Origin of the sequence: Sphingomonas sp. PAMC26645 (assembly GCF_004795835.1) — a bacterium.
Classification (GTDB): Bacteria; Pseudomonadota; Alphaproteobacteria; order Sphingomonadales; family Sphingomonadaceae; genus Sphingomonas.
Window position 1 is genome coordinate 3,983,983 of sequence record NZ_CP039249.1, and the last position, 16,197, is coordinate 4,000,179.

14 protein-coding genes and 1 pseudogene are annotated in these 16,197 nt (G+C 64.1%); 11 read left to right on the forward strand and 4 right to left on the reverse strand.

What is annotated here, in order from left to right; genetic code table 11:
- The first annotated feature begins 51 nt into the window (after nt 1-51).
- Both E5673_RS18210 and E5673_RS18215 read left to right on the forward strand, forming a co-directional pair.
- Nucleotides 52-1,008: a DNA topoisomerase IB gene (locus E5673_RS18210; RefSeq protein ID WP_136191619.1), complete on the forward strand. Its 957-nt coding sequence runs from the start codon at nt 52-54 to the stop codon at nt 1,006-1,008.
- An 11-nt stretch (nt 1,009-1,019) separates the two neighbouring features.
- Nucleotides 1,020-2,195 carry a mechanosensitive ion channel domain-containing protein gene (locus tag E5673_RS18215; protein ID WP_136191087.1) on the forward strand — a complete coding sequence of 392 codons (1,176 nt, stop codon included), beginning with the start codon at nt 1,020-1,022 and terminating at the stop codon, nt 2,193-2,195.
- A gap of 374 nt (nt 2,196-2,569) precedes the next feature.
- On the opposite strand, the gene putA is transcribed toward E5673_RS18215, so the two are convergent.
- On the reverse strand, nt 2,570-5,584 hold the full coding sequence (gene putA, locus E5673_RS18220) for a bifunctional proline dehydrogenase/L-glutamate gamma-semialdehyde dehydrogenase PutA (RefSeq protein WP_247599700.1): 3,015 nt from the start codon (nt 5,582-5,584) through the stop codon (nt 2,570-2,572).
- 133 nt (nt 5,585-5,717) lie between these two features.
- Here putA and E5673_RS18225 point away from each other — a divergent pair, with 133 nt between their 5' ends.
- The 4 genes from E5673_RS18225 to E5673_RS20105 all read left to right on the forward strand — a co-directional run bounded on the left by E5673_RS18225 (nt 5,718) and on the right by E5673_RS20105 (nt 7,977).
- Nucleotides 5,718-6,176, forward strand: coding sequence for a MaoC family dehydratase (locus E5673_RS18225; protein ID WP_136191089.1), 459 nt, complete (start codon nt 5,718-5,720; stop codon nt 6,174-6,176).
- A 132-nt stretch (nt 6,177-6,308) separates the two neighbouring features.
- On the forward strand, nt 6,309-7,487 hold the full coding sequence (locus E5673_RS18230; RefSeq protein ID WP_136191090.1) for an acetyl-CoA C-acyltransferase: 1,179 nt from the start codon (nt 6,309-6,311) through the stop codon (nt 7,485-7,487).
- 65 nt (nt 7,488-7,552) lie between these two features.
- On the forward strand, nt 7,553-7,846 hold the full coding sequence (locus E5673_RS20100; protein ID WP_247599469.1) for an AraC family transcriptional regulator N-terminal domain-containing protein: 294 nt from the start codon (nt 7,553-7,555) through the stop codon (nt 7,844-7,846).
- Nucleotides 7,847-7,902: 56 nt separating this feature from the next.
- Nucleotides 7,903-7,977, forward strand: a complete 75-nt coding sequence (locus E5673_RS20105; RefSeq protein ID WP_348769901.1) for a hypothetical protein — start codon at nt 7,903-7,905, stop codon at nt 7,975-7,977.
- 282 nt (nt 7,978-8,259) lie between these two features.
- On the opposite strand, the gene E5673_RS18240 is transcribed toward E5673_RS20105, so the two are convergent.
- Nucleotides 8,260-8,571, reverse strand: coding sequence for a helix-turn-helix domain-containing protein (locus E5673_RS18240; protein WP_136191091.1), 312 nt, complete (start codon nt 8,569-8,571; stop codon nt 8,260-8,262).
- 130 nt (nt 8,572-8,701) lie between these two features.
- Here E5673_RS18240 and E5673_RS18245 point away from each other — a divergent pair, with 130 nt between their 5' ends.
- Entirely contained in the window at nt 8,702-9,436 is a 735-nt protein-coding gene (locus E5673_RS18245) for an SDR family oxidoreductase (protein WP_136191092.1), read from the forward strand.
- A 340-nt stretch (nt 9,437-9,776) separates the two neighbouring features.
- On the opposite strand, the gene E5673_RS18250 is transcribed toward E5673_RS18245, so the two are convergent.
- A complete protein-coding gene (locus E5673_RS18250; protein ID WP_136191093.1) occupies nt 9,777-11,162 on the reverse strand; it encodes a carbohydrate porin in 1,386 nt (461 codons plus the stop codon).
- 17 nt (nt 11,163-11,179) lie between these two features.
- Nucleotides 11,180-11,692, reverse strand: a pseudogene (locus E5673_RS18255) (phosphotransferase); the annotation flags it as partial.
- Between the two features lie 46 nt (nt 11,693-11,738).
- Between E5673_RS18255 and E5673_RS18260 the strand changes: the two are divergent.
- The 4 genes from E5673_RS18260 (at nt 11,739) to E5673_RS18275 (ending at nt 16,131) form a co-directional block, all read left to right on the forward strand.
- A complete protein-coding gene (locus tag E5673_RS18260) occupies nt 11,739-12,080 on the forward strand; it encodes an SDR family oxidoreductase (protein ID WP_247599471.1) in 342 nt (113 codons plus the stop codon).
- A 9-nt stretch (nt 12,081-12,089) separates the two neighbouring features.
- Nucleotides 12,090-12,860, forward strand: coding sequence for an SDR family NAD(P)-dependent oxidoreductase (locus tag E5673_RS18265; protein ID WP_136191094.1), 771 nt, complete (start codon nt 12,090-12,092; stop codon nt 12,858-12,860).
- Nucleotides 12,857-14,023, forward strand: a complete 1,167-nt coding sequence (locus E5673_RS18270) for an acyl-CoA dehydrogenase family protein (protein WP_136191095.1) — start codon at nt 12,857-12,859, stop codon at nt 14,021-14,023. Before E5673_RS18265 ends, E5673_RS18270 begins: the two co-directional genes overlap by 4 nt.
- 80 nt (nt 14,024-14,103) lie before the next feature.
- A complete protein-coding gene (locus E5673_RS18275) occupies nt 14,104-16,131 on the forward strand; it encodes a 3-hydroxyacyl-CoA dehydrogenase NAD-binding domain-containing protein (RefSeq protein WP_136191096.1) in 2,028 nt (675 codons plus the stop codon).
- The last annotated feature ends 66 nt before the right edge of the window (nt 16,132-16,197 follow it).

Here is a 16,197-nt window from a genome sequence, read left to right on the forward strand (position 1 = left end):
ACTAAGATCGTATATTCCGACGACTCCAAGCCCGGCATCACCCGCAAGAAGATGCGGAACGGCTGGGGCTATTGGGATGCCAAGGGCGAGCGCATCACCGACCGCGACGAGATCGACCGGCTGAACGCGGTCGGCCTGCCCCCCGCCTACCGCGACGCCTGGTTCTGCCCTAAGCCCAATGGCCACATCCAGGCAGTCGGCTGGGACGAGAAAGGGCGCAAGCAATACCGCTATCACCTGGGTTTTCGCGAAGCACAGGAAGCCGCCAAATACGAACGTTGCGCCGATTTCGGCCACGCCCTCCCCAAGATCCGCAAGGCGGTCGAGGCCGATCTCCGCAAACGCTCGCTGACCCGCGAACGCGCGGTCGCCGCAGTCATCCGCCTGCTCGACGGCGGCCATATCCGCATCGGCAACGAAGCCTATGCCGAAGCGAACGAGAGCTTCGGCGCCACCACGCTGCGCAAGCGCCACGGCGAAGTGAAGGGCTCGACGCTGAAACTCCAGTACAAGGGCAAGTCCGGCAAGATGCGGACGCTCAAGATCACCGACCGGTCGCTCAGCAGCTTCGTCAAGAAATGCCAGGACCTCGACGAACAGCATCTGTTCGCATGGCTCGACGATGCCGGTGTCGCGCACCCCGTCACCTCGACCGACGTCAACTGCTACATCCGCGACGTCACCGGGACCAATTTCACCGCCAAGAATTTTCGGACCTGGGCCGCCAGCGTTGCCGCGTTCGAGGCGCTCGCGTCGGCCGAACGCGACCTCAGCCTCAAGACGATGCTCGAACCCGTCGTCGCCCGCCTCGGCAACACCCACGCGATCGCGCGGAAGAGCTACGTCCACCCGTCGCTGATCGCGCTCGTCAAGACCGGTCAGTCGACCTTCCGCAAGGCGCTCCGCCTCCCCCGCGCCAAGCGCTACATGAGCCGGGAGGAATGTGGCCTGATTACCTTCCTCGAAGCCGGCACGCCCGCTGTTGCGACACTGGCAAAAGCGGCCTGACGAGTATTCCCATGACAAATACCACTGCTGCCGCCAAGCAACCGATCTTCGACGCGGGCGACGTCGGCGACCAGGCCCAGGGCTTCGTCACCGCCAGTGTCGCTTGGATACAGGCATACTGGCTCCAGATCCTGATCGCGTTCGGCATCGGCGCGGTCATCGTGATCGTCCTCCACACCGCACGCCGCTTCGGCAGCAAGCTCTGCGAACGCCCGCGTGCGCTGAACGGCTGGGGCATCGTCGTCGGCAAGGCGATCGCGCGGACCGGCAATTTCTTCATCGTCATGCTCGCCGCCAAGCTGGTCGCGGGATACTCCGCCGCCCCCGGCGAAGTCGCGACGACGATCAACTTCCTCTTCACCGTCGCCGCGGTGTTCCAGGCCGCCGTCTGGGTGCGCGAGATTATCCTCGGCGCGATCGAGCACCGCACGCAGTCCGAACATTATTCGGGCGAAGCGCTGCTCTCGGCGATGGGCCTGATCCGCCTGCTCGTCACGTTCGTGGTGTTCGCGGTGGCGCTAGTGGTTGTGCTCGACAATCTCGGCGTGAATGTCACCGGCTTGGTCGCCGGGCTCGGCGTCGGCGGCATCGCGGTCGGCCTGGCGGCACAGGGCATATTCGCCGACCTGTTCGCCGCGCTCGCGATCATCTTCGACCGCCCGTTCCGCCGCGGCGATTCGATCAGCTACGACACGGCCTCGGGCAGCGTCGAGGCGATCGGCCTCAAATCGACGCGCATCCGCGGCATCGACGGCGAGGAACGCGTAATCTCGAACAAGAACCTCCTCAACAAGGAGATCCTCAACAACACGCAGCGCAACCACCGCCGCGCGAAGTTCGTCATCGGCGTCACCTATTCGACGCCCCCCGAAGTCTGCTCGCGCATTCCCGCGATGCTGAAAGAGATTGTCGAGGCCAACGACAAGATCTTCACCCGCGCCGGCTTCACCGGCTTCGGCGCGTCGAGCCTTGATTTCGAGGTCCAGTTCGACAGCAAGGGGCCGGATTATGCGAGCTTCTACGATGGCCGCACGGCGGTGGGGATTGCGATCCTGAAGCGCTTTAACGGTGAGAAGATCGAGATCGCCTTCCCGACCCAGGTGAACATGATGGCGGCGCCTGATGGGTCGGTCGTGATGCCGTATCCTGAGGGGCGACGGGCGGAGGCGGAAGCAACGCCCGCCTGATGATCTACCCGGCCGCTCGACACCTTCGCCTTCGGCTTCGGAATGTAAGCGCCGGTTAGGGCAGCCCTACCCTACCTTGTTCTCCCGCGAAGGCGGGAGCCCAGTCTGGGTCCCCGCCTTCGCGGGGAAACAATGCTTTCTAGGATAACGCGAAACCACAGCCGCCGAGATAGGCTGGACGTGAAGAACTCGCCGCCACGCCCAACACCACTCCGGCGAAGGCCGGGGCCCAATTGGCAAGGTCGCAGTAACGAAGCGCAACGGTCGTCAGCACCGTTTCCCAATTGGACCCCGGCCTCCGCCGGGGTGGTGCTCTATGACGTCGGGGACTTGCCTTATAAGACGAACGGAGGCCGAGTTCGGTGGGCCGGCAACTAAATCCCCCCCTCATCCAGCGACAACAACGTCGCATTCCCCCCAGCACTCGTCGTATCCACCGAAACCGCCCGCTCCGCACAGAACCGGTACAGATACCGCGGCCCGCCAGCCTTAGGCCCGGTCCCCGAAAGCCCCTCGCCCCCAAAAGGCTGAGACCCCACGACCGCCCCGATCATCGACCGGTTGATATACAAATTCCCCACCGCAGCCTCGGCCTCGATCACCTCGGCCGCGCGCGCGATGCGGCTGTGCAGCCCCATCGTCAGGCCGTAACCCTTGGCGTTGACCCGAGCGATCGTCTCGCTAAGCTTCCCTGCCTCCCAGGTCGCGACATGCAGGATCGGCCCAAACCACTCCTGGTTCAGATCCTCGATCGCCCCGATCCGCACCAGCGTGGGCGGCACGAACAACCCTTCGGCAGGCGCCTCCAGCGTCTTGACGATCTTTGCCTTCACGCTCTCGCGATACGCCATCAGCCGGTCATACGCGGCCTGGTCGATCACCGGCCCGACATCGGTCGCGGGATCGCCCGACCGCCCGATCCGCAGCGTCTCCATCGCCCCCGACAGCATCTCGATCACGCCGTCCGCGATGTCCTCCTGCACCAGCAGCAAGCGCAACGCCGAGCAACGCTGCCCCGCCGACCGAAACGACGAGGCGATCACGTCCGCCACCACCTGCTCGGGCAATGCGGTGGAATCGACGATCATCGCGTTGATCCCGCCGGTCTCCGCGATCAGCGGCACAATCGGCCGCGTCTCGTCGTCGAGCAACGACCGCGCGATCTTCCGCGACGTCGCGGTCGATCCGGTGAACGCAACACCCTGGATGCGAACGTCCGCCGTCAGCGCTGCACCAACCTCCGGCCCGCCGATCACGAGCACCAGCGCATCGACCGGCACGCCAGCCTCATGCGCAAGCTCAACCGCACGTGCTGCGATCCGCGGCGTCTGCGGCGCAGGCTTGGCGACTACGGTGTTGCCGGTGACGAGCGCCGCCACCGTCTGTCCCAGGAAGATCGCCAGTGGGAAATTCCATGGCGCGATCGTCGCCCAGACACCGCGTCCCTCGATATGCAGCGTGTTCCGCTCGCCCGTCGGCCCCGGCAGCTCGATCGGATGCAGGTTCAACCACGCCTGCTGCGCGTAATACCGACAGAAGTCCGCCGCCTCGCGCACCTCGCCGATCGCGTCGCCAATCGTCTTGAACGCCTCCTGCACGCAGATCGCCATCAGTTCGTCGCGATGCTTCTCGATCAGGTCGGCGAGGCGTTCGAGGCAAGCAGCGCGATCGTCGACCGGCGTGGTCGACCAACCGGGGAACGCCGCATGCGCCCGCGTAATGGCAGCCGCAACAAAACTCCCCTCCCGCTCGCGGGAGGGGTCGGGGGAGGGGATGACCAACCCGCGATCGGAACCTGTGGAGGAAAGGTCGGCCCCTCCCCTGACCCCTCCCGCAAGCGGGAGGGGAGCAGAAACCGCAGCAACCGTTGCCTCAAGCGTCCCCACATCACTCAAATCCAACCCGGCCGAATTCCGGTGCCCCCCAGCCCCGAACAAATCCACCGGCAACGGAATGCTGGGATGCCGCTTCCCCCCCACCGCAGCGATCTTCGCCACAGGATCCGCCAGAATCTCCGCCTCGGTCAGCCGCTCGTCCGCCAACTGATGCACGAAACTGGAATTCGCCCCATTCTCCAGCAACCGCCGAACCAGATACGCCAGCAGGTCGCGGTGTCCGCCAACCGGCGCGTACACCCGGCAATGATAGCCGTTCTCCTGCACCAGCCGCTCGTACAGCCCGTCGCCCATACCGTGCAGCCGCTGAAACTCGAAATCGCGCGAGTTGCCAGCCCACTCCATGATCGTCGCGACCGTCAGCGCATTGTGGCTCGCGAACGCCGGCCGGATATTCTCCGCGGCCAGCATGTCCTTCGCCACGGCCAGGTACGACACGTCGGTCGCCGCCTTGCGCGTGAACAACGGGTAGTCCGCCAGCCCCTCGACCTGCGTCCGCTTGATCTCGCTATCCCAATACGCGCCCTTCACCAGCCGCACGTTCATCACGCGGTCCAGCCCGTTCGCCCATTCGATCACCGGCCGCGCGCGCTTGCCATACGCCTGCACCGCCATGCCGAACCCGTCCCAGCCCTTCAGCGACGGCAAGCCCGCGACCGCGCCGATGATGTCGAGGCTCATTTCGAGCCGCTCGGATTCCTCAGCGTCGACAGTTAGCGCGATGCCCTTCGACGCCGCCTGCACCGCCAGTGCCTCCAGCATCTCGGTCAGCGCGGGCACGCACTCGCTCCACCGCGCCACCTCGTACCGCGGGTGCAGCGCCGACAGCTTGACCGAGATCGAGTGCCCCGCCGCCGGATCGCGCCCGACCGCATCGACCGCACCGACATACGCCTGGAAATAACGCTGCGCATCGGCATGCGTCCGCGCCGCCTCGCCGAGCATGTCGAAGCTCGCCGTAAAGCCCTTGTTCTCGGGGCGCCGCATCCGCTTCATCGCCTCGTCGATGGTGCGACCCATCACGAAGATCTCGCCCATCATCTTCATCGCCGCGCCGACCGCCTGCCGCACGAACGGCTCGCCCGCGCGGCTGATCAGGCGCCGCAGCGGCCCGGTCGATCCCTCGCCGACCAGCACGCGGCCGACCACCAGACCCCAGGTCACCGAATTGACGAGCTTCGAATTCGACTTGCCCGCATGCGCACGCCAATCGGCATCGCCCAGCTTATCCGCGATCAGCAGATCCGCGGTCTCGGGATCGGGCACGCGTAGGAACGCCTCGGCCAGCGACAGCAACGCGACGCCTTCCGACGAATTCAGCCGATATTCCTGCAGGAACTGGTTCACCCACCCCTTGCTCTGCGCCGCCCGCAGGTCCGCGAGCAGGCCCAGTGCATGCCCCATCACCCGCTCGCGCGAATCCGAATCGAGCGCGGCGCGGTCCAGCAGCGGTTTTAGAACATCGGGTTCGCTCGCGCGGTACAGCTTCGCCATGATATCGCGGGCATGGGACGTTACGGCAGTCGACATTTTCCAGCTTCCGGTTGGGTGAGGCTTGCGATCCGCTCGCCTGTACGCCTAGAGACATTTCAGCGCTTAGCGCCAAATGAGCTTTGAGGGGAATGCCGTGGCGACGATCACCACCGCACAGATGCAACAGCGCATCGGCACCGAGACGGTTTCCGACTGGGTGGAAGTCACGCAAGAGATGATCGACAAGTTCGCCGATGCGACCGGCGACCACCAGTTCATCCACATCGATCCGGTCCGCGCGGCACAGACCCCGTTCGGCGGCACGATCGCGCACGGCTTCCTGACGCTGTCGCTGATGCCGCTGCTGTCGTCGAAAGTGCCCGACGCGCCCACGATCGAGGGCGCGAAGATGGGCGTCAATTACGGCGGCAATTCGGTCCGCTTCCTGACGCCCGTCCGCTCAGGCTCGAAGGTGCGTGGTCGCTTCAAGCTGCTCTCGTTCGACGAAAAGCGCCCCGGCCAGTGGCAGCAGACCAACGCGTTTTCCGTCGAGATCGAAGGCCAGGAAAAGCCCGCCCTGATCGCTGAATGGATCAGCCAGATTTTCGTTTGAAACTAATTCCCCTCCCGCTTGCGGGAGGGGTCAGGGGAGGGTCCGAGATAGCCGCGATTGCTTCGGCTGCTTTGGCCACCCCCTCCCCCAACCCCTCCCGCAAGCGGGAAGGGAGCAGATAAGGATAAAATCATGCGTTCAGCCGTCATCGTCTCCACCGCCCGCACCCCCATCGGCCGCGCCTATCGCGGCGGTTTCAACAACACCCCCGCCCCCACGCTGGCCTCGCATTCGATCAAGGCCGCGTTCGAGCGTGCCGGCATCGACGGCGCGGAAGTCGACGACGTCGTCTTCGGCTGCGCGCTCCAGCAGGGTCACCAGGCCGGCAACATCGCCCGCACCTCGTTGCTGCGCGCCGGCCTCCCCGTCACCGTCTCGGGAATGTCGCTCGACCGCCAGTGCGCATCCGGGCTCATGGCGATCGCCACCGCGGCCAAGCAGATCATCACCGACAACATGGACATCACGATCGGCGGCGGCGTCGAGAGCATCAGCCTCGTCCAGACCCCACAGATGCGCGTCGCGCCCGATCCCCAGCTGATCGCGATGCACAAGGACGTCTACATGCCGATGCTGCAGACCGCCGAAGTCGTTGCCAAACGCTACGGCATCAGCCGCGATGCGATGGACGCCTATGCGCTCCAGTCGCAGCAGCGCACCGCCGCCGCACAGGCCGCGGGCTATTTCGATGCCGAGATCGTCCCCGTCGATGCCAACATGGCGATCGTCAACAAGGAGACGAAGGAGGTCACGTACAAGGACGTGACGATCACCAAGGACGAGGGCAACCGCGCCGACACCACGCTAGAGGGGCTCCAGTCGCTGAAGCCAGTGATGGGCCCCGACTTCACGATCACCGCGGGCAACGCCTCGCAGCTCTCGGATGGCTCGTCGTCGTCGGTACTGATGGAAGAGAAGATCGCCTCGCAGCGCGGTCTCCAGCCGCTCGGTCGCTATGTCGGCATGGCGGTCGGCGGCACCGAGCCCGACGAGATGGGCATCGGCCCCGTGGTGGCGATCCCCAAGCTGCTCAAGCGCTTCGGGCTGAAGATGGACGATATCGGCCTGTGGGAACTGAACGAGGCGTTCGCAGTGCAGGTCCTGTACTGCCGCGACAACCTCGGCATCCCCGACGAGCTGCTCAACGTCAGCGGCGGCGCGATCTCGATCGGCCACCCCTACGGCATGACCGGCGCCCGCGCGACCGGCCACGCGCTGATCGAAGGCAAGCGTCGCGGTGCCAAGTATGTCGTCGTCACGATGTGCGTCGGCGGCGGCATGGGCGCAGCCGGGTTGTTCGAGGTGCTGTGAATTCGAAATGCAGCGCCGGTGTAGCCCACGTACTACACCGGCGCTGCCCCCATCGTCTTGCCTATATGGTCTCCGGCCGTGTTAGCAGCTCCGTTCAATATACTGGAACAGCACGCAGTCGGATCCCTACGACGCATTACGAAACTAAAACGCCGCCCGGCCCTTCTATTACTGAACTGCTCGACGCCTGGCTACGCTTGCGTCGGCTACTCGACGCGCCGCAGGACATCACGGTATTGGCGCCGCTTTGCGAGCGTGAAATCCTTTGCTGCCTACTTCAGGGCCCGCAGGGAGCGATCGTCCGCCAGTTCGCGCTCGCGGATAGCCGCCTTTCGCAGGTACGCCGCGCGTTGCGCTAATCCGCGAACAGTTCGACCAGCCTTTACGCGTCGAAGCGTTGGCCGATGAGGCAGGCATGAGTTCGGCTTCGCTACATCGACATTTTCGAACGGCGACGGCGATGAGCCCGCTACAGTATCAGAAGAGCTAGCACTTGCAGGAGGCTCGTCGACTAATCGTCAGCGGCCGCAACGTTGCCGCGGCCGGCGATGCCGTCGGGTACGAAAGCGTATCGCAATTCAGTCGCGAGTATGCCTGTCTCTTTGGCTCACCACCCTCTCGCGATAGCTAGAGCGCAAAGGCGACAGACCAATCCAACTAGGTTCTCGCGGAATGAGGCAAGCCGGCCCAATCCCGGACGCTGAGACTGCCTAGCGCCACCGCCAGCTTCGGTCCCGATACGGCGCCTGCTCTGTCGGCGTCGCGGTATGCGTCAGGCAAACCTGTTGGCGAGCACCACGTCGAGCAGGCCCGGGAAACGCCGGTCGAAATCGGAGCGACGCAGCGTGTTGATCATTTCGCGCCCAGCCTGCATCGTCTCGATCAGCCCGGCGGCGCGAAGCAGCTTCAGGTGATTGGACAGCGTGCTCTTGGGGATCGACTCGCACGGTGCCGCGTCGGTACAGCTCAGGCGCTCGGTCGCGGCCAACCGTGCCACCATTGCCAGCCGATTGGGATCGGCCAGCGCGTGGAGAGCGAGATCGAGCGGAACGTCTTCAAGACGGGGATGCGTGAAACGGGGCATCGGGCTCATATAATGGAGCCGTCTCACTTTAATAGTTCGGATATGTTGAACTGTGGAAGCGTCAGCTTATGTTCCGTCTTGCCGACAGCACACGACGGCGTGATCGCGGGCCACATTTCGGAGAATTGACATGTCACTTCAGGGCAAAAAAGCGCTCGTCACCGGTGGATCACGCGGCATCGGCGCAGCAATCGCCAAGCGACTAGCTGCCGACGGTGCGGCCGTCGCGATCACCTACGCCGGCAACAAGGCTGCCGCCGACGCTACTGTGGCGGCAATCGAGAGTGCCGGCGGCACTGCTTTCGCATTCCAGGCAGACGCTGCCGACCCTACATCACAGCGCGCGGGCGTCGAACAGGCGGCCGCCGCGCTCGGCGCGATCGACATCCTGGTCCACAATGCCGGCGTGGCGGAATTCTCTGCCGTCGCCGACGATACGGACGAGACCTTCGATCGCCAGTTCGACGTCAACGTGAAGGGCCTCCACGTTGGCACGCGCGCGGCGCTGTCGCACCTGAACGACGGTGGGCGGATCATCCTGATAGGCAGCGTCTCGGGCGAGCTCGCCTTCCCGGCGACCGCGGTCTACAGCGCGACCAAGGCGGCCGTTGCGGCGTTGGCGCGAGGCTGGGCGAAAGATCTCGCATCACGCAATATTCTGGTGAACACGGTGCAGCCAGGCCCGATCGACACAGACATGAACCCCGCCAACGGTGAGTTTGCGCAGCAGATGATCGGATTCATTCCGCTTGGCCGCTACGGCAAGGTCGAGGAAATCGCGGGTGCGGTCTCGTTCCTCGCCGGTCCCGATGCGAGCTATATTACGGGTACCACGCTCAACATCGACGGAGGCGCGGCTGCCTAACGCTACCGGTCAGCCCCTCCGCCAAGTTGGAGGGGCTGATCGCGCTTGGGCGAGGGTGCGATCGAAGGGAGCACGGCTGTCCTGGAGTATCTCAAGCTGATCGCATCACCCGGGCTTGGCGCATCCTGCGTCTCGGTGCCAGGTACGCTGTTTCGACACTTTCGAACTCGAGGAAGATCTGTGCGGAAATAGCGCGATGAGCGACTAACCCGCCATGACGGCGGCCCCTTGCGAATGGCAAGTAGACGTTGGCGAACACGCTTGGACGGTCCGGATTACTCCAGGAGATTGATCGGGATCTTGGCGATATGCAATCAGCCTTGCAGCGCTGGTGGAAGCCTCAGAACAACGTGATCAGGCTCAGGTAGCCGTTCAGTGCTGGCCCGAACCTTGGGCTGAAGATCGGATGCACCGTTACTCCTAGGCCCGGCTGGATATAGATCCCCGCCGCAGCGCGATAGGCGTAGCTGGCCGTGGCAGCCCAGGTACCTTTGTAGAATGATTGGTTTGTGGGGACACGAGCGCGCAGTCCCTTCGGACTATACACGTTATACGTTGTTACCAACGACGCCAGATCGAACGGACGACTTTTGATGAGACCGACGCCATAGACACGGCCCTCGTAATATTGCGTGTAAAAGTTCTGTTCGGGTGGTGCGTAGTTGAATGTCGCTCCGGCATAGATTCCGCGAAAGGGTTTTGCCGGATCGGTCTGCGTCAGCTGTCGATCGGCCGCGGCGAAAACCGCCCAATTATCTTTTTGCGCACCATCCGAGAAACGAGTGTAGCGCGTCGAATTGTGAATGCCGCCGAACCGTACCCAGGCAGATTTCGTTCCGGGCGCCGATACCCGATTGAAACCGATTTCGTCGATCAATAAGACGCCAGTACCTGGCGGAGAGAAACGAAAACCTCCTGGGTTTACGGCGTTCTCCGCGGTCGCACCCCCGGGTGGCAAGCTGCGCCGAATACCGAATTTGTTATAGAAGCCGGTCTTCGATCGTACCCGGACGTTGATGCCGGGCGCTGCGAACCCGCCATAACTCAGACCGAGTTGGAACGGGATCGTCGCCTGCGGTCCAAGGTTTCCGGTTGCCAGATTGCCACCGACGTTGATCCCGAGGAACTCCTGCGTGTTGTCGATGTAGCCCGCTTTGAAGTCCAACACCCCGGCGATCACATCCTGATAATAGTGCAGACGACCGATCCGGATTTTCTTCGGACCGTTCACTGCTGGAAAGCTGTTGTCAACGATGCTCAATGTCGTCGCGACCTGTCCGCCCCTGAGGCCAATACGGCCGAGATCATAGGTTGCGGTAAGGCTGGCCGTGGTATTGGTTCGTGTTATCCGCTGGCCGTTATAAAGCTGTGGTCCACGATAGCCGCGATCGTTCTGCAAGAAGTCATACTGAAAATTAGCCGTATTGATCGGCGAAATGCCTATGCCGATATCGGCGAGAGCATCACGAACGCCCAGATGATCGGCGAGGATCGTATCGGCGACCTTCGGATACGAGATCGCCCAGCCCTTCAGACTGAGATCGTCGAACCGCTTGAAGCGATCGGGCGCGGGCAACGCGCTGTCGTCTGGCAGCGCGCTCGTCGTGGCAGGCTGAGTCGCCTGTTCGGGGGGAACCGGTCGCGCGGGCACCTGAGCAAGAGCCGCGGCGGGCGTTGACAACGCCAATAGCGCGGCAACGCAGCGGAATGCGGTAGGATCGGACATACGCAACTCTCCAAATATCAGCGACGCGTCGCGCGCTCCGCCTGCGCCCAGGCCAGCGCCATCAATTCGGGCAGCACCGCGACGCGCTGGCGTGCCTCGGCAGACGCCGCCGTACCGTTCAGCACGCGGCCCTTTATTCCGTGGAAGATCGCGGCGAGGCGGAAGAAGTTGAACGCGATGTAGAAGTCGTATCCGGGCATCGAAGCCAAGCCACGCCGAGCACAATAGGCCTGCAGATACGTCTCTTCGGACGGGATCCGCAGCGAAGCTGGATCCACACCACCAAGCCCGGCGACGATATGTGCCGGCATCCGGTACATCATGGCATGATAGGCGAAATTCGCTCCCGGATGCCCGAGTGTCGACAATTCCCAATCGAGCACAGCCAATATCCTGGGTTCGCTAGGATGAAAGATCAGATTGTCGCAGCGAAAGTCGCCATGCACGATGGACGATGCATCGTCGTCGACGGGAATGTTCGCCGGCAGCCATTCGACGAGCCGGTCCATAGACGGGTCCCGCCCCGCAGCATCGTCGGAGCTCGCGAAGTCGCCGACGGGCGGTGCGATCGTCAATATGTCGTCGATCCGCGGCATCGCGGGCGCCGCCAACACCGGCGCTTACTGTGCGGCAAAGGGCGGCGTTCGCATGTTCACCAAGGCCACTGCACTCGAATGCGCGGCCTTGGGCAACGGGGTACGCGCCAACTCCATTCACCCCGGACACGTCGCCACGCCCCTGACAGCGGGAGCGCACGCGTCGGAGGAAGGACAGCGCGCGCTGCTGGCGGACACGCCGCTCGGGCGCAAGGCCTCGCCGGACGAGATAGCCGACGCCATTGTCTTTTTGGCCGGAGACGGATCGCGCTACATGACGGGCTCCGAACTGGTCGTCGATGGCGGATCCACCGCACAATAGGAGACAGTCTTGAAGATCAACGACATAGCCGCCATCGTCACCGGTGGCGCATCCGGACTGGGCGGGGCCACCGCTGCGATGCTCGCGGCCAGAGGGGCCAGAGGGGCCAGGGTAACGATCGTAGATCGGGATCGTGACGCCGCAGAAGCTCACGCCACCGAAATCGGCGGGCGCGCCGCGATCGTCGACGTAACGGACGACGCCGCCATCGAAGCTGCACTCGCCGAGGCGGAGCAGGCCCACGGCGTCGCCCGGATATTGGTCAATTGTGCCGGCGTAGCGCCCGCGATCAAGACCGTCGGCAAAGAAAACGTTCCGCATCCGCTCGACGCCTTCCGCCGCGCCGTCGAGATCAACCTGATAGGCACCTTCGCTATGATTGCCCGCTTCTCGGCGAGACTGGTCGCGGCCGAGCCGATCGGTGAGGAACGCGGCGTGATCATCAACACTGCCTCGGTGGCCGCCTATGACGGACAGGTAGGCCAGGCAGCCTATGCCGCCTCGAAGGGTGGCGTCGTCGGCATGACGCTCCCGATCGCTCGCGATCTTGCGCAGCATCGCATCCGGGTGATGACGATCGCCCCCGGGATCTTCCTGACGCCGATGCTCATGGGCCTGCCACAAGCGGCGCAGGATTCGCTGGGAACGCAGGTGCCGCACCCTAGCAGGCTGGGGAAACCAGACGAATACGCCGCGTTGGTCGAAGCGATCCTGACCAATCCCATGCTCAACGGCGACGTGATCCGCCTCGACGGTGCAATCCGGATGGCACCCCGATGAGCGGCGCCACGATTGCTGCAGCCGTCGCAGGCTTCGTTCGCGACCAAGTGGTGCCGTACGAACACGATCCCCGGCGTAGCGCGCACGGTCCTTCGGACGAACTCGTCCGGGAGTTGCGCGATCTGGCGCGCGTGGCCTGTGTTCTGACCCCGCATATCCTTTCCGACGGCAGCCACCTGTCGCACAGAGATACCGCGAAGGTGCTGCGCGCTGCCGGGTTGTCGCCACTCGGGCCATTGGCGGTCAACGTCATGGCGCCCGACGAGGGCAACATGTATCTGCTCGGCAAGGTTGCCAGCACCGAGCAGAAGGCGCGCTTCCTCTCGCCGCTGTTGGACGGCACGGCGCGATCCGCCTTCTTCATGACGGAGCCAGCGGCCGATGGTGGCGCTGGCTCGGATCCGTCGATGATGCTCACGACCGCCGCTCGCGACGGAAACCACTGGGTCGTCAATGGTCGCAAGGCGTTCATTACAGGCGCCGACGGTGCCAAGGTCGGCATCGTGATGGCGAAAGCCGACGAAGGCGCGACGATGTTCCTGGTCGACCTGCCCGATCCTGCGATCACGATCGAACGCGTGCTCGATACGATCGACAGTTCCATGCCGGGCGGTCATTCGGTCGTCGCTATCACCAACCTGCGCATCCCGGCCGACCAGATGCTCGGCAATCCGGGCGACGGCTTCAAGCTCGCGCAAGTTCGGCTGGCGCCTGCGCGGCTTACCCATTGCATGCGGTGGCTGGGTGCCTGCGACCGCGCGAACGAGATCGCGACCGACTATGCCTGCCGCCGCCACGCGTTCGGCAAGCCGCTGGTCGATCACGAAGGGGTCGGCTTCATGCTGGCCGAGAATATGATCGATCTGAAACAGGCCGAACTGATGATCGATTGGTGCGCCGACGTGCTCGATACCGGCGCGCTTGGTACCGTGGAAAGCTCGATGGCAAAGGTTGCGGTCAGCGAGGCGTTGATGCGGATCGCCGATCGCTGCGTGCAGGTCATGGGCGGCACCGGCGTGACCGACGACACGATCGTCGCGCAAGTGTTTCGCGAGGTACGCGCCTTTCGAATCTACGACGGTCCCACCGAAGTCCACAAGTGGAGCCTCGCCAAGAAGATCAAGCGCGACTGGCGCGACGCCCAAGGTCCGGTTCATCCATGACAGGCCTGTCGTTCGAGCGCGTTGGACGCCCCTTTTATCCTGCCAGCGCCACATTGGACGACAGTAATTCCGGAGATAGTATGACCTCGTCGACGAACACTGGCCCGATCCGCACCGAACGCCATGACGACGTGCTCGTCATCATCTCGAACAATCCTCCCGTCAACGCGCTCGGCGCTGCGGTCCGCCAGGGCCTCGAAGCGGCGATCAAGGAAGGCGTTAACGACGACAGCATCACCGCGATGGTGATCCGCTGCGACGGCCGCACGTTCTTTGCGGGCGCCGACATCACCGAGTTCGGCAAGGAAATGGTCGAGCCCGGCCTGCCGACCGTCGTCGACATGATCGAGGCGTCGTCGAAGCCCGTCGTCGCGGCGATCCACGGCACCGCGCTCGGCGGTGGGTGCGAAGTCACGCTCGGCTGCCATTACCGCGTCGCCGTTCCCTCGGCGAAGATCGGTACGCCTGAAGTGAAGCTTGGCCTGCTGCCCGGCGCTAGCGGCACGCAACGCATTCCGCGCATCGCCGGCGTGAAGCTCGCGGTGGAGATGACCGCGAAGGGCGATCCGATCTCGGCGAAGAGGGCGCTCGACGCCGGGCTGATCGACAAGATCGTCGGCGAGGACTCGCTCGAAGCCGATGCCGTCGCGTTCGCGCGCGAGATCGCGACCAAGCGCCCCCTGCCCCGCGCGTCCGAGAAGACCGCGCAGGCCGATCCCGATGCGGTCGCCGCGTTCAAGAAGGAGAATGCGCGGCGTTTCCGTAACTTCGACGCGCCGGCCGCCAACATCGCCTGCGTCGAGAAAGCCGCGGATGGCTCCAGCTTCGAGGACGGCATCGCGTTCGAACGCCAGGAGTTCATGAAGCTCATGATGGGCGTGCAGTCTGCAGCCCAGCGCCACATCTTCTTCGCCGAACGCCAGGCCGCCAAGATCGACGACGTTCCGGCCGACACCAAGCTTCGCGAGATCAAGCGCGTCGGCGTGATCGGCGCGGGCACGATGGGCGGCGGCATCTCGATGAACTTCCTGTCCGCGGGCATCCCGGTCACGATCGTCGAGATGCAGCAGGAGGCGCTCGACCGCGGCACCGGCGTCGTACGCAAGAATTACGAAGCGACCGCCGCCAAAGGCCGGATGAAGCCCGAGCAGGTCGAGCAGGCAATGGGTGCGCTGAAGCCAACGCTCGACTTCGCCGATCTGGCGGAATGCGACCTGATCATCGAGGCGGTGTACGAGACGATGGAGGTGAAGAAGGAGATTTTCACCAAGCTCGACGCGATCGCCAAGCCGGGCGCGATCCTGGCCTCGAACACGTCGTATCTCGACATCGATGCGATCGCGGCGTGCACCAAGCGGCCGCAGGACGTGGTCGGCATGCACTTCTTCTCGCCCGCCAACGTGATGAAGTTGCTCGAGGTCGTGCGCGGCGACAAGACCGCGGACGATGTGCTGGCGACCGTCATGGCGCTCGCGAAGAAGATCAAGAAGGTCGCTGTCGTTGCCGGCGTTACGTACGGGTTCATCGGCAACCGCATGCTGATGCCCCGGCAGGTCGAGGCGACCAAGCTGCTGCTGGAAGGCGCGAGCCCGGAGCAGATCGACAAGGTCCATGTCGCGTTCGGGATGCCGATGGGGCCGTTCCAGATGAGCGATCTCGCGGGCGTCGACATCGGCTGGCATCGCGATCCGAGCCGGATCGAGAACATCCGCGATGCGCTGGCGGCGGAGAATCGCTGGGGCCAGAAGACCAAGGCCGGCTTTTACGATTACGACGAGAAGCGGACGCCGTCGAACTCGGCGCGGGTCACGGAGATCATCGACGATTTCCGCAAGAAATCCGGCGTGACGCCGCGCGAGATCAGCGACGAGGAGATCGTCGTGCGGACGCTCTACACGATGGTGAACGAAGGCGCGCTGATCCTCGAAGAGGGCAAGGCACAGCGCGCGTCGGACGTCGATGTGGTGTGGATCTATGGATATGGCTGGCCGGTGTACCGCGGCGGACCGATGTTCTGGGCGCAGTCGGAGGGGTTGGCGAAGGTCGTCGCGGGGCTGGAGAAATACGGGTTCACCGTTGCGAAATCGCTCAAGGCCGGTTCGCTATGACGGCGTTTCCGGTCTCCAAATCCAATCGAGTTTACGACCGCCCGAACGGTGGCAGGAATGAAGCCG